The sequence below is a fragment of the Polaribacter cellanae genome, assembly GCF_017569185.1.
GTDB lineage: Bacteria > Bacteroidota > Bacteroidia > Flavobacteriales > Flavobacteriaceae > Polaribacter > Polaribacter cellanae.
In genome coordinates this window covers 2004228-2027011 of sequence record NZ_CP071869.1, presented here as the reverse complement: position 1 = coordinate 2027011, position 22784 = coordinate 2004228, and the positions used below count along the sequence as shown (strand labels likewise).

At 31.4% G+C, this 22784-nt stretch carries 16 protein-coding genes; 10 read left to right on the top strand and 6 right to left on the bottom strand.

The genetic code is table 11. The features are described 5' to 3' along the window. The first annotated feature begins 119 nt into the window (after positions 1 to 119). The 8 genes from J3359_RS08960 (at position 120) to J3359_RS08925 (ending at position 7353) form a co-directional block, all read left to right on the top strand. Positions 120 to 1787: an RluA family pseudouridine synthase gene (locus tag J3359_RS08960; protein WP_208080346.1), complete on the top strand. Its 1668-nt coding sequence runs from the start codon at positions 120 to 122 to the stop codon at positions 1785 to 1787. A 528-nt stretch (positions 1788 to 2315) separates the two neighbouring features. Beyond that, positions 2316 to 2771, top strand: coding sequence for a 50S ribosomal protein L13 (gene rplM, locus J3359_RS08955; protein WP_208080345.1), 456 nt, complete (start codon positions 2316 to 2318; stop codon positions 2769 to 2771). Beyond that, entirely contained in the window at positions 2771 to 3157 is a 387-nt protein-coding gene (gene rpsI / locus J3359_RS08950) for a 30S ribosomal protein S9 (protein ID WP_208080344.1), read from the top strand. The genes rplM and rpsI overlap by 1 nt, the downstream gene beginning before the upstream one ends. Positions 3158 to 3337: 180 nt before the next feature. Further along, entirely contained in the window at positions 3338 to 4156 is an 819-nt protein-coding gene (rpsB, locus tag J3359_RS08945) for a 30S ribosomal protein S2 (RefSeq protein WP_208080343.1), read from the top strand. Between the two features lie 48 nt (positions 4157 to 4204). Further along, positions 4205 to 5170 carry a translation elongation factor Ts gene (gene tsf / locus J3359_RS08940; protein ID WP_208080342.1) on the top strand — a complete coding sequence of 322 codons (966 nt, stop codon included), beginning with the start codon at positions 4205 to 4207 and terminating at the stop codon, positions 5168 to 5170. Between the two features lie 140 nt (positions 5171 to 5310). Next, on the top strand, positions 5311 to 6018 hold the full coding sequence (gene pyrH, locus J3359_RS08935; RefSeq protein ID WP_208080341.1) for a UMP kinase: 708 nt from the start codon (positions 5311 to 5313) through the stop codon (positions 6016 to 6018). A gap of 114 nt (positions 6019 to 6132) precedes the next feature. Then, a complete protein-coding gene (gene frr / locus J3359_RS08930; RefSeq protein ID WP_208080340.1) occupies positions 6133 to 6687 on the top strand; it encodes a ribosome recycling factor in 555 nt (184 codons plus the stop codon). Between the two features lie 411 nt (positions 6688 to 7098). After that, positions 7099 to 7353 (top strand): hypothetical protein, encoded by a 255-nt coding sequence (locus J3359_RS08925; RefSeq protein ID WP_208080339.1) that lies wholly within the window; start codon positions 7099 to 7101, stop codon positions 7351 to 7353. A gap of 464 nt (positions 7354 to 7817) precedes the next feature. On the opposite strand, the gene J3359_RS08920 is transcribed toward J3359_RS08925, so the two are convergent. From J3359_RS08920 to J3359_RS08895, 6 genes are all read right to left on the bottom strand, one after another. After that, a complete protein-coding gene (locus J3359_RS08920; RefSeq protein WP_208080338.1) occupies positions 7818 to 8537 on the bottom strand; it encodes an energy transducer TonB in 720 nt (239 codons plus the stop codon). A gap of 67 nt (positions 8538 to 8604) precedes the next feature. After that, on the bottom strand, positions 8605 to 8886 hold the full coding sequence (locus tag J3359_RS08915; RefSeq protein ID WP_243766012.1) for a VanZ family protein: 282 nt from the start codon (positions 8884 to 8886) through the stop codon (positions 8605 to 8607). Positions 8887 to 8944: 58 nt separating this feature from the next. After that, on the bottom strand, positions 8945 to 9325 hold the full coding sequence (gcvH, locus tag J3359_RS08910; protein WP_208080336.1) for a glycine cleavage system protein GcvH: 381 nt from the start codon (positions 9323 to 9325) through the stop codon (positions 8945 to 8947). 28 nt (positions 9326 to 9353) lie between these two features. Next, positions 9354 to 16484, bottom strand: a complete 7131-nt coding sequence (gene sov / locus J3359_RS08905) for a T9SS outer membrane translocon Sov/SprA (protein WP_208080335.1) — start codon at positions 16482 to 16484, stop codon at positions 9354 to 9356. 4 nt (positions 16485 to 16488) lie between these two features. After that, positions 16489 to 17070, bottom strand: a complete 582-nt coding sequence (gene ruvA, locus J3359_RS08900) for a Holliday junction branch migration protein RuvA (RefSeq protein ID WP_208080334.1) — start codon at positions 17068 to 17070, stop codon at positions 16489 to 16491. A gap of 251 nt (positions 17071 to 17321) precedes the next feature. Continuing rightward, positions 17322 to 19604 carry an NADP-dependent malic enzyme gene (locus J3359_RS08895; protein WP_208080333.1) on the bottom strand — a complete coding sequence of 761 codons (2283 nt, stop codon included), beginning with the start codon at positions 19602 to 19604 and terminating at the stop codon, positions 17322 to 17324. 309 nt (positions 19605 to 19913) lie between these two features. Here J3359_RS08895 and J3359_RS08890 point away from each other — a divergent pair, with 309 nt between their 5' ends. Further along, complete coding sequence (locus J3359_RS08890; RefSeq protein ID WP_208080332.1) at positions 19914 to 22388, top strand: DUF5686 and carboxypeptidase regulatory-like domain-containing protein; 2475 nt, start codon at positions 19914 to 19916, stop codon at positions 22386 to 22388. 9 nt (positions 22389 to 22397) lie between these two features. Then, on the top strand, positions 22398 to 22640 hold the full coding sequence (locus J3359_RS08885; RefSeq protein WP_208080331.1) for a MoaD/ThiS family protein: 243 nt from the start codon (positions 22398 to 22400) through the stop codon (positions 22638 to 22640). The last annotated feature ends 144 nt before the right edge of the window (positions 22641 to 22784 follow it).

The window sequence follows — 22784 nt, the reverse complement described above, 5'->3', positions numbered from 1 at the left end:
CAAAATTATGGCAAATTGAAAGTTTACATTAACACAAATAAATTTAATTTTAACTCTTTAGAAAATTTATAATCTTATTTTTTAAAACAATAATCTAACTATCTTTGGCAATTATTCTTATGAAATTGAAACATTTTCAACATTTTAAAACAGCGATATCTGGAATTGAAATTCCAGCGAATTTCACGTTTCCTTTTTATTACCAACCACACCCGTTAGCTAAAGTAGCTGCGAACGAATTGCAAGCATATTTAGAAAACCAAACAGATTTTACACATAACTTTGGTTTTAATGTTAATGACAATAAAAACGCAATCGGAAAAATGTTTGGTGTTTTAGTCGTAAAGAACCAACAAAACGAATTGGGGTATTTAGCTGCGTTTTCTGGAAAATTAGAAGATGAAAGTTGTCCTGAAATATTTGTACCACCAGTTTTCGATTTAAGAACAAAAAATAGTTTTTACAGAAAAGGAGAAAAAGAAATCGAAAAAATAAGCATACAATTAGAAGCTTTAAAAAAAGATAAAAATTATCTTCAACTTAAAAAAGAAGTAAAAAAAATATCTAAAGAAATTGAAGAAGATTTGGCTTTGCAACGTAAAAACTTAAAACGAAATAAGACTAAAAGGAAAGCGCAAAAAAAAGAAAATATAAATACTGATGATTTTAAAAAACTCGAGAGAAAACTTACTCAGCAAAGTTATAACGACCAATTTTTCTACAAAGAATTGGTAGAATATTACAATGCTAAAATTGATAAAAAAAGAACAAAACTCATTAATCTTGAAGAAGAGATTTCAACATTAAAAAAACTAAGAAAAACTACCTCTGCTTTTTTACAGCAAACCCTGTTCGAGAAATTTCAATTTTTAAATCAATATAAAGAACCAAAAGCACTCATCGAAATTTTTAACAATCCAGCAATAAAACCACCTGCTGGTTCTGGCGAATGTGCAGCTCCAAAATTACTGCAATATGCTTTTAAGAACAATTTAACACCTACTTGTATGGCAGAATTTTGGTGGGGAATATCGCCAAATTCAGCAATTAGAAAACATAAAAACTTTTATCCTGCTTGCCAAAGTCGATGCAAACCTATTTTAGAACACATGTTAGGTGGAATTAAAATGGATGAAAATCTTTTAATCAAAGAAATATCTAAAGACAAGGAATTAGAAATTATTTTTGAAGACGCTGCTTTAATCGTAGTAAACAAACCTGCAGAATTTTTATCGGTTCCTGGAAAAGAAATTAGCGATTCTGTCTATTCTCGAATTAAAGAGAAATATCCAAATGCAACAGGTCCTTTAATTGTGCACAGATTAGATATGTCTACTTCAGGAATTTTGTTATTAACAAAAACCAAAGAAGCCAATAAAATTTTACAGAGTCAGTTTATAAATCGAACCATTAAAAAACGCTATGTTGCTTTATTAGAAGGAAATTTAACCGAAAATAAAGGAAAAATACAATTGCCTTTGCGAGTAGATTTAGACGATAGACCCAAACAATTGGTTTGTTACGAGCATGGAAAAAATGCAGAAACCATTTGGGAAGTAATTGAAAGGAAAGACAATAAAACGCGTGTTTATTTTTATCCAATTACTGGTAGAACACATCAATTAAGAGTGCATGCAGCTCATAAAAACGGTTTAAATTTACCTATAATTGGTGATGATTTATATGGAAAAAAAGAAAATAGATTGCATTTACATGCAGAATTTATTGAGTTTTTGCATCCATCAACAAATGAAAAAATGAGTTTTAGAGTTGCACCTAATTTTTAGGTTTTAGACACGGATTTACAAACTTGCTCTATTTTTTTCGCCACGAATGCACGAATAAAAGTTGAAAAACTAATATTCTCGAAGAAAAAAATATCAATTTTTTAAAACGATTTTCTTTTTTTAAATCCTCAAAAAATAAAAATTTGTGAATTCGTGGCATTATTATGTAACATAAAAAAAACATAAATTTAACCTCATTTTAGCTCTTTTAAGTTAGCTGATTTTTAGATCAAAAAAACCAACATAAATCTTTATCAAAAATAATTCTAAATCACTATTTGTCAATCAAATAAATAGTGGTACATTTGCACTCCTTTTTTAAGGAAAAAAATTATTTATTAACAAGTACCACTTAAACCTTAAAAACTGTAATAAAAAGTTCTTTTTCCCTTTCTATTTCAGAATAAAAATAAGCCATAGTAAAGACTATGTTTAATTTTTCTTCATTATATAAAGAAAAAAATCTTCATTTTATTTTACAGCCATTTTAGAGTATAATTGGTATAAACAAAAACTAATCGTGTAATTATGAACACATTAAGTTACAAAACAGTATCAGCAAACAGCGCTACCGTAAACAAGGAGTGGGTTTTAGTTGATGCGGACGGGCAAACGTTGGGTCGTCTAGCTTCTAAAATAGCAAAGCTAATTAGAGGTAAATACAAACCAAATTTTACTCCTCACGTAGATTGTGGAGACAACGTGGTTATTATCAACGCAGAAAAAATTGTTTTAACTGGTAACAAGTGGAGAGACAAATCTTACATTCGTCACACAGGATATCCAGGAGGACAAAGATCGTTAACTGCAACAGAAATGTTCGAGAAAGATCCTACAAGATTAATCGAGAAAGCAGTAAAAGGAATGTTGCCTAAAAATACTTTAGGAAGTGCTTTATTTAGAAACTTGTATGTATATGCAGGTACAGAGCATAAACATGATGGACAAAAACCAAAAGCTATTAACCTTAACGATTTAAAATAATGGATACAGTTCACAAAATAGGTAGAAGAAAAACTGCTGTTGCTCGTATTTATCTTTCTGAAGGAAAAGGTAACATTACAGTAAACAAAAAAGACTATAAAGATTACTTTACAACTGGAACTTTACAGTATAAAGTACAACAACCATTAATGTTAACAGAAAACTTAGCCTCTTACGACATTAAAGTAAATGTTTATGGTGGTGGTGTAACTGGGCAAGCAGAAGCAATTCGTTTGGCAATTACAAGAGCTTTAGTTTCTATTGATGCAGATCATAGAGCAGTATTGAAACCAGAAGGGTTGTTAACACGTGATCCAAGAATGGTAGAACGTAAGAAATTCGGTCAGAAAAAAGCACGTAAAAAATTCCAATTCTCGAAACGTTAATATTTTTTGGTTCCTTACCTGTCTCCTTGAGCGCAGTCGAAAGGTTACTAAAATATTTTATATCGAGAACTGTTATTATTACAAAAAATTAATATTAAACAGTTTAGCATCTAAATAGTTAAGACTCGAAAGACTACTTAATTATTGATTTCACAAACAGAAAGTAAACACATTTATAAAATGGCAAACATAAATATTCAAGAATTATTAGACAATGGAGTACATTTTGGTCACTTAACAAGAAAGTGGAACCCAAATATGGCACCATATATTTATACAGAACGTAATGGTGTACACATTATCGATTTGTATAAAACTGCAGCTAAAATAGAAGAGACTTCAGAAGCTTTGAACAAAATCGCTAACTCTGGTCGTAAAATTTTATTTGTAGCTACAAAAAAGCAAGCAAAAGATATCGTTGCAGAAAAAGCAAAAGCAGTAAACATGCCTTACATCACCGAAAGATGGCCTGGAGGAATGTTAACCAACTTTGTTACGATTAGAAAAGCTGTTAAAAAAATGGCTCAAATCGATAGAATGAAAACAGATGGTTCTTTTGATGCATTGTCTAAAAGAGAGAAATTACAAATAAACAGACAGAGAGAAAAGTTAGAAAAGAATTTAGGTTCTATATCTGACATGACTCGTTTACCAGGAGCATTATTTGTAGTAGATATTAAAAAAGAACACATTGCTGTTGCAGAAGCTCAAAAATTAAACATTCCTATTTTTGCAATGGTAGATACGAACTCAGACCCAAGACAGGTAGATTTTGTAATCCCAGCAAACGACGATGCTTCTAAATCTATAGACAAAGTATTATCTTTTGTAACAGATGCAATCGCAGAAGGTTTATCTGATAGAAAAGCAGACAAAGCTGATAAGGAAAAAGCAAAGGAAGTTAAAAAAGAAGCAAAAGCAGAAGCTTCTAAAAAAGAAGAAGCTAAAGCAGAAGTTGCTCCAGAAGTAACTGAAACTCCTGCTGAAGAAAAAAAATAATTTAATAACAATTTAGAAATTTTACATTTCTATAAAAAAATAAGTGACATGGTAAAAGTAAGTGCTGCTGATGTTAAAAAATTAAGAGAAGCAACTGGTGCTGGTATGATGGACTGTAAAAAGGCATTAGTAGAAGCAGATGGTAACTTCGAACAAGCAATTGATGTTTTACGTAAAAAAGGTCAAAAAATTGCTGCAAAAAGAGCTGATAGAGAATCTACAGAAGGTGTTGCAGTAACAAGAATTAATGACGCTAAAACTGCAGGTGTTGCAATCGTTTTAGCTTGTGAGACAGATTTCGTAGGTAAAAACGAATCTTTCGTAGCTTTAGGTGGTCAATTCGCAGATATCGCTTTAAATTTTGATAGCAAAGAAGATTTCTTAGCTGCAGATTTTGGTGGTATGTCAGTTGCAGATAAATTAGTTGAACAAACTGGTGTTATTGGCGAAAAGTTAGAAATTACAGCTTTCGAAAAAGTAGAAGCTACCTATGTTGGTGCTTATACTCACATTGGTAAAATTGCTGCTTTAGTAGGTTTATCTGCAGTTGTAGATGATGTGGAAACTTTAGCAAAAGATCTTGCAATGCAAGTAGCTTCTATGGGAGCAACTACATTGTCTTACAAAGATTTCGATCCTGCTTATGTAGCTGCAGAAACGGAAGCAAGAATTGCTGTAATCGAAAAAGATAATATCGAGTTAGGTAGATTAGGTAAAACGTTAAAAAACGTTCCTCAATTTATTTCTAGATCTCAATTATCTGACGAGGTTTTAGCAAAAGCAGAAGAAGATGCAAAAGCAGAATTAAAAGCAGAAGGAAAACCAGAACAAATTTGGGATAGAATCTTACCAGGAAAAATGGAAAGATTTATCGCAGATAACACAACTTTAGATATGGAGCAGTGTCTTTTAGACCAATCTTTTATTAAAGATGAAAAGAAAAACGTTGCACAATACGTTGCTACTTATGGCGATGTTGAAGTGACAACTTTTAAAAGAGTTACTTTAGGGTAAACCTTATCTTGTTATTCTTGCAAATACAAGGATAATAAACATATATAAAACCTCGTTTTCAAAATATTTGAAAGCGAGGTTTTTTAGTTATTAAAAAATTAAAAAAAAAACGTAATTTTGCACAACCATCAAAACAAACTATGCAATACAAGAGAATTCTTTTAAAATTAAGTGGAGAAGCCTTAATGGGCGATAGACAATATGGAATCGACCCTAAACGTCTTGCTGAATATGCAAAAGAAATTAAACAAGTTGTCGAAAAAGGAATCGAAGTTGCCATTGTAATTGGTGGTGGGAATATCTTTAGAGGTGTTGCTGGTGCTGCAAATGGTATGGATCGCGTTCAAGGAGATCATATGGGTATGTTAGCCACTTGTATTAATGGTTTGGCATTGCAAAGTGCGTTAGAAGACCAAGGTGTTTATACCCGTTTACAAACTGCTTTAGAGATTAAAGAAGTTGCAGAGCCTTACATTAAAAGAAAAGCCATTCGTCATTTAGAAAAAGGACGTGTTGTTATTTTTGGAGCAGGAACAGGAAACCCTTATTTTACAACAGATACAGCAGCAGTTTTAAGAGCTATTGAAGTAGATGCAGACGCTATTTTAAAAGGAACTCGTGTAAATGGAATTTACAATACAGATCCAGAAAAAGATAAAGATGCTGTAAAGTTTGAAACAATTACCTTTAAAGAAGTTATCGAAAAAGGCTTAAAAGTAATGGATATGACGGCTTTTACGTTAAGTGAAGAAAATAAATTACCAATTATAGTATTCGATATGAATACAAATGGAAACCTTTTAAAATTAGTTTCTGGAGAAAAAATTGGTACTGTTGTTGATAATTAAAACAAAACAACTGTTAAAATAGTAGCAGAAATCATTTAAAATTGTCATTCTTATATTTTTGCTACATTAATTTCTGCAAAAAAAAAGAAACAAAAATCTTTAAAAACACTGAAGATGAACGAAGAAATCGAGTTTATATTAGACACAGCCAAAGAAGCTATGGACAAAGCAATGGCACATTTAGAAAAAGAATTACGCACAATTAGAGCTGGGAAAGCAACACCATCTATGTTGGGCACAGTTATGGTAGATTATTATGGTTCACAGACTCCATTAAGTCAAGTTGCGAACGTAAATACGCCAGATCCAAGAACCTTAAGTGTACAACCTTGGGAAAAAAACATGTTGCAACCTATTGAAAAAGCGATTCAAATTGCAAATTTAGGTTTAAATCCAATGAATAATGGAGATCTTATTATGATTAATGTACCACCATTAACAGAGGAGCGTAGAATAAATTTAACAAAGCAAGCAAAATCTGAAGCTGAAGACGCTAAAATTGGTATTAGAAATGCACGTAAAGATGCAAATAACGATATTAAAAAGTTAGATATTTCTGACGATTTAAAGAAAATTGCAGAAGAAGATGTGCAAAAATTAACAGACACTTACGTGAAGAGAACAGATGAAACTCTTGCTGTAAAAGAAGAAGAAATAATGAAAATCTAATGTTTTTGTGTGATTAATAAGCCCTCAATTATCTTCGAAAAGAAATAAAATGAGCTTATTAACTCTTTAAATACTGTTTTCTAAAAACAAAATTTTAAAAAACCTTTTATCTCTTTAAATAAAGATAAAAGGTTTTTTTGTTAGAAATATTTAGTCGACTCTTAAACCTGAATTATGCAATAGATGATTTAAAATTTTGTATAAATTAAGACCATTGCAAAGGTTAAATTACTCAAGGGCTTTTTCTTGATTATCCTATGAAAATTTTATACTTTTAATGCGTTTAGCCTGAGGGTTTAGTTTACACTCTCAAAATTCTCATTGATTTACCTATAATTTTCACTATTTTTTGAATAGTGATTTTTTTTACCCCTATTTTGTGTTTATACAAACCTTTAAAAACATAATAATATGGAATCACAACAAACAACTGTAATAGTTAAATCTGAAAAAAGTGCTGGAATTGCGGCAATACTTGGTTTTTTCTTTGGTCCTTTAGGTATGCTTTATTCAACAGGAAAAGGAGCTCTTATAATGTTTATTATAAATTTTATTGGTTTTTTCTTTTTAGCCTTTTTTATATTAGTTATAACAAATCCTATTTGTGCTATTTGGGCATATAGAGCTGCCAAAAACGATAATATTAAACTACATAAAAATAACTAATATGAATTATTTAAAGAAAGTTATCACATTACTTTTAGTTTTATAAGTAGCTATTTAATTGGTCAAACTTCATTTAAATTTTCAAATAATGTTGAATCTAAAGTTAATCGTCCTTTTGAATTTTCTAATGCACACGTCTTTAATATAGATCAAGACCATTGCAAAAGCTAAGTTAAATTACTCAAGGGCTTTTTCAATTTCCTTTTTACTCTAGATTTTAGTGTTTTTCGTTTTTTTATTCTTTTTAGAGTGTATATAGTTTTTTTTAAGACTGTTGCAAGGGCTTGGGCTGGATTACATCGCTTCTGTGCTATTAAACCCTGTAAGTCAAAGCAATATAAACTTAACTGAATTTTTGTTATGTACTTAGAAAGAAGAGAATAACTTAGCATTACTTATCGTATAAAAAAAGTGCTTAGATTTAATCTAAGCACTTTTCTAATAAATTTATTTGTTAAATCTAATTATTCTACTAGTAGAGTAAATGGAATACTATATTTTACACCTACAGGTTTTCCTCTTTGTTTTCCAGGTTTCATTTTAGGTAATAATTTCATCACCTTTAAAACCTCTTCTTTAATTTTTGGGTGTGGCGCTCTTGCTTGAACATTTACCACATTTCCAGATTTATCTATCTTAAACATAATAGAAACTCTTTTTCTTCCTGGAGATAAACCTAACTCATTAGGTAATTCTGCATCGAATTTTCTTAAAAAATGTTTTTGTACCATTTTACTAAAACAATCTTTTAATTGTTGTTTGTTTCCTTTACATCCAGGAAATACAGGAACGTCTTCAATAATCATAAAACTTACATCTTCTACTACTTCTTCTACCTCCGCAACCTCTACAATTTCTTCTACTTCAACAGCTTCAGTTTCATCTGTTTCTGTAGATTCTATTACAGTTTCTTCTACTTCTTTTTCATCTTCTACAACTTCTATTTTTTCTGGAGTTGGTGGTGGTGGAGTTTTTGGTTTTACTGGTTCTACTCTTTCTGTAATTGGAATATCTTCTTCCATTTCTGCATTCATATTCACAACACCTAAGTCTCCAATAACTTTGTCGTAAGTCTTTTTCTCAATTGCAGCATAGGTTACAAAAAGTGCCAAAACAAGCCCAATTTGCATAAATATTTTACTGTAATTTTCTAAATTCGATTTCGGATTTTTCTTTATTTCCATTGTAGAAGTTTTTAATAGTTCGCTAATTTAATTAAAAAAATGTATCATATACAAGTATTAGTGCTAATTATATCGATTTTTTTTTATAAACCTGATTAAAAACCACCAACCCTGTAAGAACTCCAGTCGTATTTGCAAGGACATCTAAGTAATCTCCTGTTCTATATGAAGTTAATTTGTATTGTAAAACCTCAATAATTATGCCAAAAAGAATACATAAAAAAACAATTATGTATTTTTTTTGAGGTTTTCTAAAAAATGAAAACAACCAGCAAGTAGATAATATAAAATAGGCAAAGCCATGTTGCCATTTATCTATATGGCTAATTGAAACACTGTATTTTGGCATTTTTATTAAACTTAAGTACAAAATACTAAGTGTAACTATAATTGCAATTATTATTATTTTATCCTTCAATAAGGTTTTTATAGGCTGCTGCATCTAATAAATCGTCTATTTGAGAACTGTCTGAAATATCGATTTTAATCATCCAACCTTTTTCATATGGATCCGAATTTACCAATTCAGGTTCATCTTCTAAAGCTTCGTTAAATTCGATTACTTCTCCACTTAATGGCATAAATAAATCGGATACTGTTTTTACGGCTTCTACAGAACCAAAAACGTCTCCTTCTTCTACAGAATCGTCTAAAGTATCTACATCTACATAAACAATGTCTCCTAATTCGCTTTGTGCAAAATGGGTAATTCCAACAGTTGCAATGTTGCCTTCTATCTTAATCCACTCGTGATCTTTCGTGTATTTTAAGTTTGATGGGATATTCATTTCTCTAAATTATTTATTGTTATTAATTTTAATTTCCTCCTAAATTATAAACGATGTTAAATCCACCATTAATTGCCTGTCTTGGAAAAGTGGTAGAAATCGCGTATTTCGACGTTTGATGATTGTAATAAAACGACGCTGTTAAATTACTACTTAATCTATAATCTGCGGTAAATTTAATAGAAAATAATTTTTGACCACCACTAATTTGATCATTATCTTCTTCTATAGACCTAATTTGTGTTAAATTATCTCTTAGAGAAACATCTGCTCTTAAATTAATATCTCCTTTTAAAGTTTGTTTTTTACCTGTAAAACGAGTACTTACTTTTACGTCTTTAAAGACATAACCCATTCCAAATATATATTCTGTTCCTTTAATATCTGTTAAAGTACTGTTGTTAAAATTCATGGTTAAGGTTCGATCGCTTTTTATTTCTCCTCTAAAAGAAAATGAGTTTCTCATTTTCATATCTACTTTTATCAATGGAGAAAATTCGTCTACCAAAGTTACTGCAGATACTAAAAGTTCTGGTTCGTAATTTCCAGCGCTATTCGTAGCAGTTGGGTTTTTAGGATTAAATTGTAAATTATTTGTAAAACTAGAAACTGTATACGAAGAATTATAACCATGTGAAACCACAAAATTGCTAAAATTCTTCTTAAACCATTTGTATTTCATTAAACCATTGTAACGTAAGGTCCAGTTTGGTATTGGAATATTTCGAAACATAGATGTACTTACAGTCTCTGCACTTTTACCAGAATAGGCTGCTAAAAATGCAGGTAATAAAACTTGCTGACTATTTTCTCCATAACCAGAAACTGGATTTCCAGTTTCTGTTGCCAATCTATTTGCAATGGTACTTCTAAATTCTCGCATATTTTGAAACAGTATATCTGCATCTGTAAAAACCGTAGAAATCATAGAATAACTTGTGCTAAAGTTTCCGTTTTCGAAAGCTGGAGCACTATTGTCTAAAGCTCCTGTTGGTGTTCCATTTTCTACAACATCTATTTGTCGCGAAATATCTCTTGTTTTTATTTTATTTCCTCTAACATCTATATTTAAATCTTTAAAAGGTTTTAAAGTAAATGTATAATCTAATTTGTTATAGTGTGTTCTACTGTATGTTTTGTTATAATATTCGCTATTGTTTGGGTCTCTTGGACCTACTAACCAGCCATTTTCTAGAGCTTTTGCTCTAATATCTACTTGGCTACCAAAAGCAAAGGAAGTGGGTGCACCACCTAAAAAGCCAACATCTTCTGTATAACCAGGTAATAATTGCCCATTATTTTCTGTATAACTTATTTTTCCTTGCTTTATAGAAGTTACAACATCATACACTCCTTTCAATATTTTTTTACCGATAGAAAGCTTCTTTTTTTGATTTGTTTTTCCTGGAGCAGGAGGTAGGCCAACACCTTTTAATTTTTTTGAATTTCTTTTTTGATTTTTACTAAGTAATAGTTTTTCGAAACCAAGACCTTTGTAAAACTTATCGAAATTAAAAGTAGTATTTAAATTGTGTGTATTTGAATTCTGAATTACGTTACCCACCAAATCTTTATAAGCAACATCTGTTCCATTAACATTAATTGTACTTTGTGCTGCAGCTTGCCAATCGAAATCGGCTGTGTAAGCATAATCTGCTTTTATCCAACCTAAAAAAGGAATTTTATCGATTGGTAATTGGTAGGTTCCATTTAATTTTTGATGATAATGATTCGCTCTTCCTGTGTTAAAGAAATCGTCGAAAACTTGAATGTCTTCAGTTGTATCAAAAGTATCATAAATGTAACTATTGGTGGCATTAAAGTTTAAAGTAATCGATTTTGTTAAATCGAAACCAACTGTATAATCCCAATCGAACAAAAAACGTCGTTGTTTTAATTCTGGTTGAGGAGATAAACCTGCCACTAAATTACGAGATTGTTGCTCTGTATAATTTCTATTGATTCTAGAATTTACGGCAAATGTACTCGGAATAGGATTGAAGTTAAAATCTTTAATCAATTTTAAATATTTGCTATCCAAAAACTTTACATTTTTAAAAGGTTCTATTGGTTTCGACTGAAAATTATAATTGTAGCTTGCACCAGCAGTTACACTTTCGTTAATGTATTTTTGAATGTTATAATCTCTGTGGAATTCTTTATTGTGTGCATAAGAAACAGAAACATTTTCAATATCGTAAAACTTTGGTTTTTTGGTAGAATTTGGGTTTCTATTCTTTTTAACGTTTATAAAACTAATGCTTGTACGTTTTGTGTAGTCTCTAGAAAATTCGCTATTTGGATTTTGTCCCAAAGCATCTTTTAGAGTAACATCTTGGTATTGTGGGTCGAATTTAGGGTCTATAAATTTCTCTCCAATACTATAACTCATTGGTAATTGAATTCCCCAATTTTTAGGTGTTAAAACCTTTCCTAAATTAATAGTTGTAGCAACATCGTATTGTTTTGTTTCATCTAAACTACGTTGGTTTACACGATCTTCTACATTTCCAAAACCAATGGTAGACATGCTTCCTGCTAAAGAAACGTTGGCAACATCTGCAAAATTTGCATCTGCATTTAGCACAGCTGCCCAACCACCTTTATTATCGAAACCAGCAGAACGCAATTCGTTAAACCAAATTTCTCCACTTTTTTGCGTTAAAGAAGTATTTTTAAGACCTAGCATTATGGTTCTTAATTGTGCTAAAGTTGGGTTTCCTTTTACACTAATTTTATAGGGTAAGCTTGCATCTTGTTCTGTGGATGTAAAAATATCTGCAATAGGGAAACCAGCAGCATCTCTCTCTAATTTTATTTTTCCGAACGTTTCTAAAAAAGCATCTAAATTATTGGCTTCTGGCCAAATATCTAATTGCGAAGTTCCATTTCTAGAAACTTTTAGAGGAATTTCAACTTGATAAAAATTCTCGTCTAAATCGGTTCCTAATCGAATAATTGCAGACAAATCATTATCATTTAACCCAGGTTCTCCTTGGTTTTCTTGCAAGTGCATAAACATTTTTAAGCGTTTAAAACGTCTTAAATCTACACTTATGTTTTTATAAATTGCTCTTATTTTTTCTGGCTCTAACCTGTTTACTTTTAAAGTTACAGATTGTTCGTTTTGTAGTTGAACAGTGGTACTTCCTTGCAAACGCTCACGCTCTATTCCTGGAGGTTGTATGTAGCTTCCTTCATTTTGTTCGATACTAACCACTCCAACTTCAAAATCGTTTAATTCGTCTTGTGTTAAATCTATTGGATTGTTAATTGTTGGGTCTAACGTTTTAACATAACGTCTCCAATCTCCACGAACCAAATCTAATTCTCCAAAACGAATTACCACTGGAATTCTAAAATTGGTTAAAAACATTCTAATAAAACGAATGCTGTTAAAGTCAGATATATTGTTTATTGGCGTTCCACTTCTTACAGGAACTCTAAATTGGTACCATTTTGTTTGTTGGGTGGCTCCGTTTTCTAAAGTTACTGTTGTAACTTTTTCATCTACAATATAGCCAATACCTTTTCGTAAATTGTTTTTATTTAAGGAGATTTTATATTCGTAATAACTCTCTACAGTATTCATCGTTTGGTCTCTGTTAATATCCTCTACATCTGGGTAGGTAGTAGACGAAGTTGGAAAAGATTCTGGAGATTGGCTTAATGTTGGCGAGTTACCTTGTGTGTTATTATAATCTTTATATCTCGTAATTAAAGAAGCGTCTATAGCGTCTAAATTTCCTCCTCTAAAAAACTGAAAGTTATCTGCAGCAGGATCTGGTAAAGTTGCAAATTGCCCAATTCCTGCTAAATTCTTTTCTTCGTCGTCATTTAAACCATCGAAACCTAAATCTTGGTTTGTTCTTGCGCCATCTTGTTCGTTAAATGCGTAAATTATTGATGGATTTCTTGGAATATCTCCCCAAGTTGTTCTATTTACATTGTTACCAGCCACTTTTAAACCATCTTCTGGCAAACCGTTTTCGTACATTTTACGGTTATCTTTTAAAATATCTTCCGAAACATTTCCTAAGTTAATGTACAAATCTCCTACTTGATTTATAGGATTGTTTGGATCTACATTTTGTGGCAAACCTTCATCATTATCAATGGAATAGTTTTCGTAAGGATCCATAATCCAAAACTGAATATACTCTACATTTGCTTGGTCGAAATTGTTAGTTGTTAAAGGTCTCATAATTCCACCCCATCTCGTTTCAGGATTTGGTAAAACTACTTTTCCATCAGAAATACTTGCACTTGGATCGAAATTATAAGAACCTCTTTCTTGTGGGAAATAGGCTAAATCTAAAGTTCTAACTAAAGAATTTTGTGTGATGTCTAATTGTAAATTAGGGAACAATTCTTGGTAATTAATTTGTCTTGTTTCTGCTCTCGAAAGTTCGTCTGCATCTATATTTGCAGGCGTGTCTCCTGCACCATAAAATAGTTGATCTACACTATACCAAGCTAATTTTGCTCTTTTGTAATTGTAAGATAAATCGTCTCTTTCGCCATTAAAATTAGGAAAATATTTTGGTGTACTTGCTTCATACCAATCTAAAGGAGAAAGCAAACTAATAGGAATTTGCGAAGCTTCAAAATCGTCTATGTAAGAAGTTGCAGCTCCAGTTACATCAATACCACTTGGTGTTCCAGGAATTAAATATGCCATATCTCCTCTCACAGAAATATTAGAAGGTGCATCTGTATCTACGAAAGGCAATTTATTTGCTAATTTTGTAAAATAAGGCACTTCTGTAGAGTAATTAAAATTGAAACCTAACATAGTATTATTAATAGGTTCTGCACCGAAATTAACTTTTGGGGTTAAAGGTCTTTCTTCAATATTTAAATAAGTAGCACCCACTACAAAATCTTCAGAAAATTTATGCTCGACATCTATTCCCATAAAGGTTTTTCTTTGTTGATTAAAAACCGCATTGTTTTCTGTTGAAACACTTATGGGAGTGCCAGATGCTTGTAAACCTGGATCTATAATTTGTACTCTTCCTAAATTGTAATCTACTACATAATCTACGCCTTCTACCAATTGTCTTCCACCAGCAGAAACTCTTACAGAACCTCTAGGAACATTAAAAGCACCAATTGGAATTCCGCCAGCGTTTTCCGATTTAAAGTATCCTTTTAAAAAGTATTTGTCTTTATTCTGAAAGTTATTTTTGATGTTGATTTTGGTATTCAAATACAATTCTTTAAAAGCATATTTTTCTACATCTGAAGTGTTGGGATCTAAACCATTATCATTAGATCCCATTTGAACAATATCGTTTCCAAAAGGTTCTGGTTCTGGGAAAAAGATAAATCCGTTTTCGGAGTTTACTGTAATTCCTTCTACATAATCGAAATAACCATCTGGGTTTCTAGACTGACTTTGGTCTAACTGGTCTAAATTTAAAACTTGCAATAAAGGTTTATTGGCAAGCCCTGCTGTTTGTGCATTTTGTAATACGTTGGAAGGAATTCCTGTTTGGTCGTCTCTGTATTGAATTTCGAATCGGAAACCATCTTGTGTTAATGGAAAAGCGCCTAAAGCATACACGTTTTTCATCATTAAACGCCAAGTGGGGAAAGATTCCTCACCACCATTTCCATCGGGTCTTTTAGTTTGTAAAATTTCGCTACGTAATAACTTTACAGCTAAATTGTTTGGAGCTTGTATGCCATCATTAGAAAATTCTCCAACTTTAAAAGAGTTTTTGGTACTTCCAGTTACATTTCCAGCAACTGTATACTCGTAAGCAACTGCCAAAACTTCACCATCGTTTAATCTTCTATTTAAAGAGATAAAACCTAATTGAGAATTTAATTTAAATTCGTTAGGTTCTAATTTTCTAGCGTTTTCTAGCATGGAAAAGTCTGTACCTTGTTCCATGCCAAGTTCATTTCTTAAGGTACTTTCCACAGTAGAAACATCTCTAATTCCATTTAAAATATTCGGTTCGTAAATATTGTTGGCTTTGTTAAAAGGTAAATTTTTTCCAGAAACCACAGCCTGATTTGCGCTCGGAACAATATTTCCATTTTCGTCTACAAATACATTTGGGTCCGATTCTGCTAAATCTGCAATTGCCACAATGCTTCTAAAATTCTCTGTACTTGCATTTCTATTGGTAATCCAAACTTCGATTCTTGTAATGTTAATTGGACTGCTTATTAATGGATAATTTTTTAGTGAATTTGCGTAGTTATCAATGAAATATTGAGACAAGAAAAAGTGACGATCATTGTCGTAATCCGTCGTTCTTAATTCGAATTGTTGAATAGACGCTCCACCTTCTGAAACCACTGTTTTACTCTCGGAATTTTGCTGAGAAAAAACGGCTGTTATATTTGTATTCCCAAATTTTAAATCTGTTTTTACCCCAAATAAACTTTGTGCTCCGTTAATTAACGAGTTTTTTATGGGCATAGAAACGTTACCAGCTTCAATTCCTTGAATAATATCGTCTTCTGTTGGTGTGTAACCAATTTTTACTAAGTTTTGAAAATCGAAAGAAGCCTGTGTATCGTAATTTGCAGTAAACTCTAAACGTTCACCCACTTTTGCACGAATACTTGCATTAATTTGTTGGTCGAAATCGAAGGTAAAATTACTTCTGTTTTCTTCAGAAATTTGTGGGTTGTCTGTATTTTGATAAATAAACCCCAATTTTAGGTTTAAGTTTCCTGTTGGTGTAACTTTTACGGTGTTTCCTCCAAAAATAGATTCAAAAAAATCTGAATTTACATAATAAGTTGGTAGTAAATCTTTTTGTGCATCTTTAGCACCTTTTTTCTTTCCACTTGCAGCACTTACTTTATCTTTAAAATATTGAGACATATCGCGTTTTAGGCGATATTGTTCGTATTCTTTTGGTGTTAAATAAATAGGTGTTTTTGTGTAATAGTTTCCTATTTTTTCAACAATAACATACCTGTTTAGAGTTTTATCGAAAATGATAACTTTTTCTGCCAAATCGTCTAAAAATAAGCCTCCTTTTTGGTTACTTTTAAAATTGTAACGAAGTTTTATAGAATCGTTTTTAACGACAATGGTATCTTTTTTGACTTTGGTTTGTGCGTGTGTAGTTAGACTTACAGCAAATGTTACTGTTAGAAATAAGAAAGTATTTTTTAAAAACGTACTCAATGGATTATAAACTTTTTAAGGCTAATTTTATGATTTGCTCTACAGAAGCATCTGAATTTTCCTTCAAAATTGCAGAAACCAGCTTGTCTGACTGTTTTCTTTGAAAACCTAAAACTTCTAAAGCAGATAACGCTTCATCTTTATTTGTATTGCTCACAGACAGAGAAACTTCATCCATATTAAAGGTCTTTAAGATTTTATCTTTTAAATCTACAATAACTCTTTGTGCAGTTTTTGCGCCAATTCCTTTTACAGATTGTATTACAGCCACATTTTCGGATGCAATTGCATTTTGTATTTCTTCTGAAGTCATCGAAGAACACATGGTTCTAGCAATGCTTGGTCCCACACCAGAAACAGAAATTAGCAATTTAAAAACCTCTCTTTCTGTTTTACTGATAAACCCAAACAACGTATGTGCGTCTTCTCTAATAGATAAATGTGTGTATAAAACAACATTTTCATCTTCTGGTAAACTAGAAAATGTATGTAAAGAAATATGCAATAAATATCCAACGCCATTACAATCGACAACAACTTCTGTCGGACTTTTCTCAACTAATCTTCCTCTAACTTGTGTAATCATACGTTTATTTTCAGGCTTCTAAAGTACTATTTTATATTTGTTGTTGCCTAATTTTTTAAAATATTGATAAAATTGGAAAAGAAAAGAGATTATAGAAGCTAGAAAATAGACCAAACTTATAATTTGTTCGTAAAAAGCCTTACGTCAACCATCTTTTAACAAAACGATTTTTTTGTCATTTTAAACTTCCAACTTCCAACTTCCAACTTCCAACTTCCAACTTCCAACTTCCAACTTCCAACTGCGACTGCCTACTTATTTTTCCTCTTTTCTTTTTGTTGCGCATCTACAACTGCCAAAGCAGCCATATTTACCATTTCGTCTACACTTGCACCTAATTGTAAAATATGTACAGGTTTATCGAAACCTAAAATTACTGGGCCAATAGATTCTGCACCTTGTACTTCTTTCATTAATTTATAAGTAATGTTTGCAGATTCTAAATTTGGGAAAATCAGCACATTTACTTTTTTTCCATTCAATTTAGAAAAAGGAAACTCTTTTGCTAACAATTCTGGATTCAGTGCAAAATCTGCTTGAATTTCTCCATCAATCACCACATTTGGGAAATTACGATGAATGTAAGAAACCGCTTCTCTAATTTTCTTAGAAGTTTCTGAATTTGAGGAACCAAAATTAGAATAAGATAACATAGCAATGTTAGGTTTCATACCAAACATACTTGCAAATTTACCTGTCATTTGAGCAATTTTCGCTAATTCTTTCGCAGAGGGATTCTCGTTAATGGTGGTATCTGCTAAAAATAAAGGACCTTGTTTGGTTAACATTAAATTACAAGCTGCAATTCTAGAAACATCTTTATCTCTTTCAATTAATTCTAACATGGGTTTTACTACAGATGGGTAAGGTCTTGAGTATCCAGTAATTAAAGCGTCTGCCTCACCTTCATTTACCATCATTGCTGCAAAATAATTACGCTCCCGCATTAATTTTTTTGCTTCAGAAAAAGTACGCCCTTTTCTTTGACGTGTTTTCCAATAAGCTTCACCAAAACGATTTCTTCTTTCGCTTTCTTCGTCTGTTTTTGGGTCTATAATTGGCACATCTTCCGTAAAACCTATTTCTTCTTTTAGTTCTAAAATAACTTCTTTTCTTCCTAAAAGAATTGGTTTTCCTAACTTTTCTTCATAGACTCTTTGTGCAGCTTTTAACACATCTAAATGATCTGCTTCCGCAAAAACAATACGTTTTGGATTGCTTTTCGCTCTGTTATGTAATAATCTAATTTCTTTAGAACCAGAACCAGAACGTTCCATTAACTCTTCGCGATATCTGTTCCAATCTGTAATTGGTTCTAGAGCCACACCAGAATCCATTGCTGCTTTTGCAATGGCTGGAGGAATTTCATAGATTAATCTTGGATCGAATGGTTTTGGAATAATGTATTCTTTTCCATAGGTTAAACTTACTTCATCGTACACAATATTTACTTGCTCTGGCACCGATTTTTTAGCCAAATCTGCCAAAGCATGTACAGCTGCCATTTTCATTTCCTCGTTAATTTTAGTGGCTCTAACATCTAAAGCGCCTCTAAAAATAAACGGAAAACCAAGCACGTTGTTCACTTGATTAGGATGGTCCGATCTTCCAGTTGCCATAATAATATCGTCTCTGGTGGCAACTGCCAAATCGTAATTTATTTCTGGAACAGGATTTGCCATTGCAAAAACAATTGGGTTTTTTGCCATCGACAACAGCATTTCTGGTGTAACCACATTTCCCATGGAAAGACCAATAAATACATCTGCATTTTGCATGGCTTCTTCTAAAGTAGAAATATCTTGGTTTGTTGCAAATTCAGCTTTTTGTGAACTTAGGTTTTCTCTATCTTTTCTGATAACACCTTTACTGTCGCACATAACTACATTTTCTCTTTTTACACCCAATTTTAAATACAATCGAGTACAAGAAATTGCTGCAGCTCCAGCACCATTTACTACTATTTTTACTTTGGTAATGTCTTTTTCGGAAATATCAATCGCATTTTTTAATGCAGCCGCAGAAATAATAGCAGTTCCATGCTGGTCGTCATGCATTACAGGAATGTCTAGCTCTGCTTTTAACCTTGTTTCTATTTCGAACGCTTCTGGCGCTTTTATATCTTCTAAATTAATGCCACCGAAAGTTGGTGCAATTGCTTTTACTGTGGCTATAAAATGCTCTACATCTGTAGCGTCTACTTCAATATCGAAAACATCGATATCTGCAAATATTTTAAATAACAAACCTTTTCCTTCCATGACAGGTTTAGAAGCTTCAGGACCAATATCGCCCAATCCTAAAACTGCAGTTCCATTAGAAATTACGGCTACTAAATTTCCTTTAGATGTATATTTGTAAGCATTGTTTTTATTTTTGGCAATTTCCAAACAAGGTTCTGCAACTCCTGGAGAGTATGCCAATGCTAAATCGTGTTGTGTCGCATACTTTTTTGTAGGAACAACTTCAATTTTTCCAGGTTTTGGTTTTGCGTGGTATAGTAAAGCTTCGTGTCTTTTTCTAGAATCACTCATAAAAATTTATTGTTTGTTTGAACCTGCAAATATATGGTTTTCAATGGAAGGGAAAATGAATTTTCTATTCTTTTAAAAATGAAATAAACATTATTTTTATAATAAATTTTAAGATTTAGAGAATGATTGTTTTATTAAAAACAAAAACTATAAATTTGGACGATAATTCAAGATGTTTTAGTAAGAAAACAACCATTCACCTACTTTAGACATCTAAAAATTAAGAAACTATTATGTGTTGTTTAACAAATTTTAAAGATTTGCTTGTAGCATAAAACCTATGTTTGCGACTATCAACAAAACCAAATCATGAAAAAAATTACTTTACTATTTCTACTATTTACTATAACTACAAGTCTTGCACAAGTAAAAGGAACCATTACAAATACCAAAGACGAACCACTTTCTTCGGTTAGTATTTATATAGATAAAACCAATAAAGGAACTACTTCTAATAATAATGGAAAATATGTTTTAGAGCTTTCTAAAAAAGGAAAATACACCATTATTTATCAGTTCTTAGGGTATGAAACCGTAAAAAAAGAAGTAAATATTACTTCTTTTCCTTTTGAATTGAATGCAAAATTGAAAGAAGAAAATGTTGTTTTAGATGAGATTTCTATTTCTACGAAAGACAATCCTGCAAATACAATTATTAGAAATACAATTGATAATAAAGGAAAGAACACAGATAAATATGCAAATTACACTGCCAAATTTTATTCTCGTGGTTTAATTAAAATAGACGATGCTCCAGAAAGTTTTTTAGGAGAAAGTTTAGGCGATTTTGGTGGAGGTTTAGATTCTACCAGAAGCGGAATTATTTATTTATCAGAAACATTTTCTAACATTTCATTTCAGAAAAAACCAAAGAAATTTAAAGAAAATATTGTAGCTTCCAAGGTTTCTGGACAAGATCGTGGTGTAAGTTTTAACAGGGCAGAAGATTCTAAAATCGATTTATATGAGAATAGTATCGAAATTTTCAATAATTTAATATCACCAATTTCTACAAATGCTTTTAGTTACTATAAATATAAATTAGAAGGTACTTTTTACGATCCGAATGGAAAACTCATCAACAAAATAAAACTGACTCCAAAAAGAAAAGGAGATCGTGTTTTTGAAGGTTTTATTTATATTGTAGAAGACGATTGGGCAGTGTATGGAGCAGATTTAACAACAACTGGTGCTCAAGTAAATATTCCCATTGTAAATTCTTTAAAATTAAAACAGAGTTATAATTATTCGGATGAAATAGCAGGTTGGGTGTTAAGAACGCAAACGATAGATTTCGATATTAAGCTTTTCAGTTTTAAGCCGAATGGAAAATTTTCTTATGCATATTCTAAATACGACTTTAAGCCAAATTTTAATAAAAATACATTTACCAACGAAGTTTTAACGTTCGAGAAAAATGCCACTGAAAAAGATTCTGTATATTGGAATAAATTACGTCCTGTTCCTTTAACTAAAGAAGAAACGAAAGATTATTTAATAAAAGATAGTATTAAAGTAGTTCGAAAATCGAAGAAATATTTAGATTCTATCGATGCAAAAGGGAACAAATTTGGTTTATTAGATCCATTAATGGGGTATTCTTACAGAAATTCTTATGAAAACAAATCTTTTTCTTACCATGGACCGCTGTTAAGAACAAGTTTTAATACAGTGCAAGGTTTAAACACCTCTGCTGGTATTCGTTATTTTAAACAGTTAAATAAAAAAGGAAAATGGTGGACTGCAGGTGCCAACGTAAATTATGGTTTTTCTGATAAAAGAGTAAGACCCACTTTTTATTTTACTAAAAAATGGAACAATTTTTCCAGACCAAGATTAACTGTTTTTGCAGGTGTTACAACTCCGCAATTTAATGATAAAGAGCCAATTACAAAACTGAATAACCTTTTTAGTTCTTTGTTAGATCGTTTAAATTATTTAAAAATCTACGAAAAACAGTTTACAAAAATTAGTTATTCCGAAGAAATAAAAAATGGTGTTTATTTTTCTTCTTCATTAGAATTTGCGAAAAGAAAACCTTTATTTAATACCACCAATTATTCGTTTGCACCACAAGATAAAAACGGAGGTTATACTTCTAACAATCCTTTAGACCCTACAGATTTTACAAATGCTGCTTTCGAAACTCATAATATTGCGACTTTAAATGTAGGTGTAACGTTTGTTATTGGACAGAAATATTTGTCTTATCCAAATCGTAAAACCAATGTTGGTGGTTCTAAATTTCCAAGAATAAATGTACAGTACACAAAAAGGTTTGGAGCTTCTAATTCGGAATTAAATTCCGATTTGCTAACAGCTAGTCTAAGGCAAAATTTAAATGCTGGAAATTATGGCGCATTCGAATATAACATTCGAGGAGGTGTTTTTTTAAAAAAGAAAAATATTGCTTTTATGGATAAGTTACAAGTATCTGGTAACCAGTTTACTATTCCATTAAATAATCAATTAACCAGTTTTGGTTTGTTAGATTATTACAAGTTTTACACAAACGATAAATATGTAGAAGCGCATGCACAACACAATTTTAGAGGTGCTATTTTAGGAAAAGTGCCATTATTAAATAAATTAAACTTTCATTTAGTGGGTGGTGTAAAAGGGCTTTTTATGGCAAATAAAAAACCATATACAGAGGTTTCTGTTGGTCTTGGAAATGTTGGTTTTGGAAAATGGCGTCTTTTAAGAATAGATTATGTGCGTTCTAATTACGGAGGTATTTCTAATGATGGATTTTTATTTCGTTTAAACCTCCCTTTTAATTAATTTTGAAAAATGAAAATAAAAACACTTTTTTTCGGAATTACTTCAGATTTGCTAGCAACAAATAATTTAGAAATTACGGTTTCAGAAAACAGCTCTGTAAAAGATTTTAAATTATTACTAAAAGAAAAATACCCACAATTAAAAAATATAAACTCTTACGCAATTGCAGTAAATGAAGAATATGCAGCAGACGATTTGGTTTTAAAAGAAAGTGATGTTCTTGCTGTGATTCCTCCTGTTAGTGGAGGGTAGGAATCCTATCTTAATCTTCCCAAAGGGAAGAAACACTCTTTTGGAATCTTCTGTGAGATAAAAAAAAGACACGAATTTTACAGATTATTGCGTAAAGATTTACAAGGTTTTTTACAAAGAATAACTATGTTTTTTATGCTATTA

What these genes read in the sequence shown, in the direction of transcription:
- pyrH (WP_208080341.1), top strand. Translation starts at nt 5,311, where the DNA reads ATGCAATACAAGAGAATTCTTTTAAAATTAAGTGGAGAAGCCTTAATG.
- J3359_RS08925 (WP_208080339.1), top strand. Translation starts at nt 7,099, where the DNA reads ATGGAATCACAACAAACAACTGTAATAGTTAAATCTGAAAAAAGTGCT.
- J3359_RS08885 (WP_208080331.1), top strand. Translation starts at nt 22,398, where the DNA reads ATGAAAATAAAAACACTTTTTTTCGGAATTACTTCAGATTTGCTAGCA.
- gcvH (WP_208080336.1), bottom strand. Translation starts at nt 9,325, where the DNA reads ATGAATATCCCATCAAACTTAAAATACACGAAAGATCACGAGTGGATT.
- rpsI (WP_208080344.1), top strand. Translation starts at nt 2,771, where the DNA reads ATGGATACAGTTCACAAAATAGGTAGAAGAAAAACTGCTGTTGCTCGT.
- tsf (WP_208080342.1), top strand. Translation starts at nt 4,205, where the DNA reads ATGGTAAAAGTAAGTGCTGCTGATGTTAAAAAATTAAGAGAAGCAACT.
- frr (WP_208080340.1), top strand. Translation starts at nt 6,133, where the DNA reads ATGAACGAAGAAATCGAGTTTATATTAGACACAGCCAAAGAAGCTATG.
- J3359_RS08890 (WP_208080332.1), top strand. Translation starts at nt 19,914, where the DNA reads ATGAAAAAAATTACTTTACTATTTCTACTATTTACTATAACTACAAGT.
- rplM (WP_208080345.1), top strand. Translation starts at nt 2,316, where the DNA reads ATGAACACATTAAGTTACAAAACAGTATCAGCAAACAGCGCTACCGTA.
- rpsB (WP_208080343.1), top strand. Translation starts at nt 3,338, where the DNA reads ATGGCAAACATAAATATTCAAGAATTATTAGACAATGGAGTACATTTT.
- ruvA (WP_208080334.1), bottom strand. Translation starts at nt 17,070, where the DNA reads ATGATTACACAAGTTAGAGGAAGATTAGTTGAGAAAAGTCCGACAGAA.
- J3359_RS08915 (WP_243766012.1), bottom strand. Translation starts at nt 8,886, where the DNA reads ATGCCAAAATACAGTGTTTCAATTAGCCATATAGATAAATGGCAACAT.
- J3359_RS08960 (WP_208080346.1), top strand. Translation starts at nt 120, where the DNA reads ATGAAATTGAAACATTTTCAACATTTTAAAACAGCGATATCTGGAATT.
- J3359_RS08920 (WP_208080338.1), bottom strand. Translation starts at nt 8,537, where the DNA reads ATGGAAATAAAGAAAAATCCGAAATCGAATTTAGAAAATTACAGTAAA.
- J3359_RS08895 (WP_208080333.1), bottom strand. Translation starts at nt 19,604, where the DNA reads ATGAGTGATTCTAGAAAAAGACACGAAGCTTTACTATACCACGCAAAA.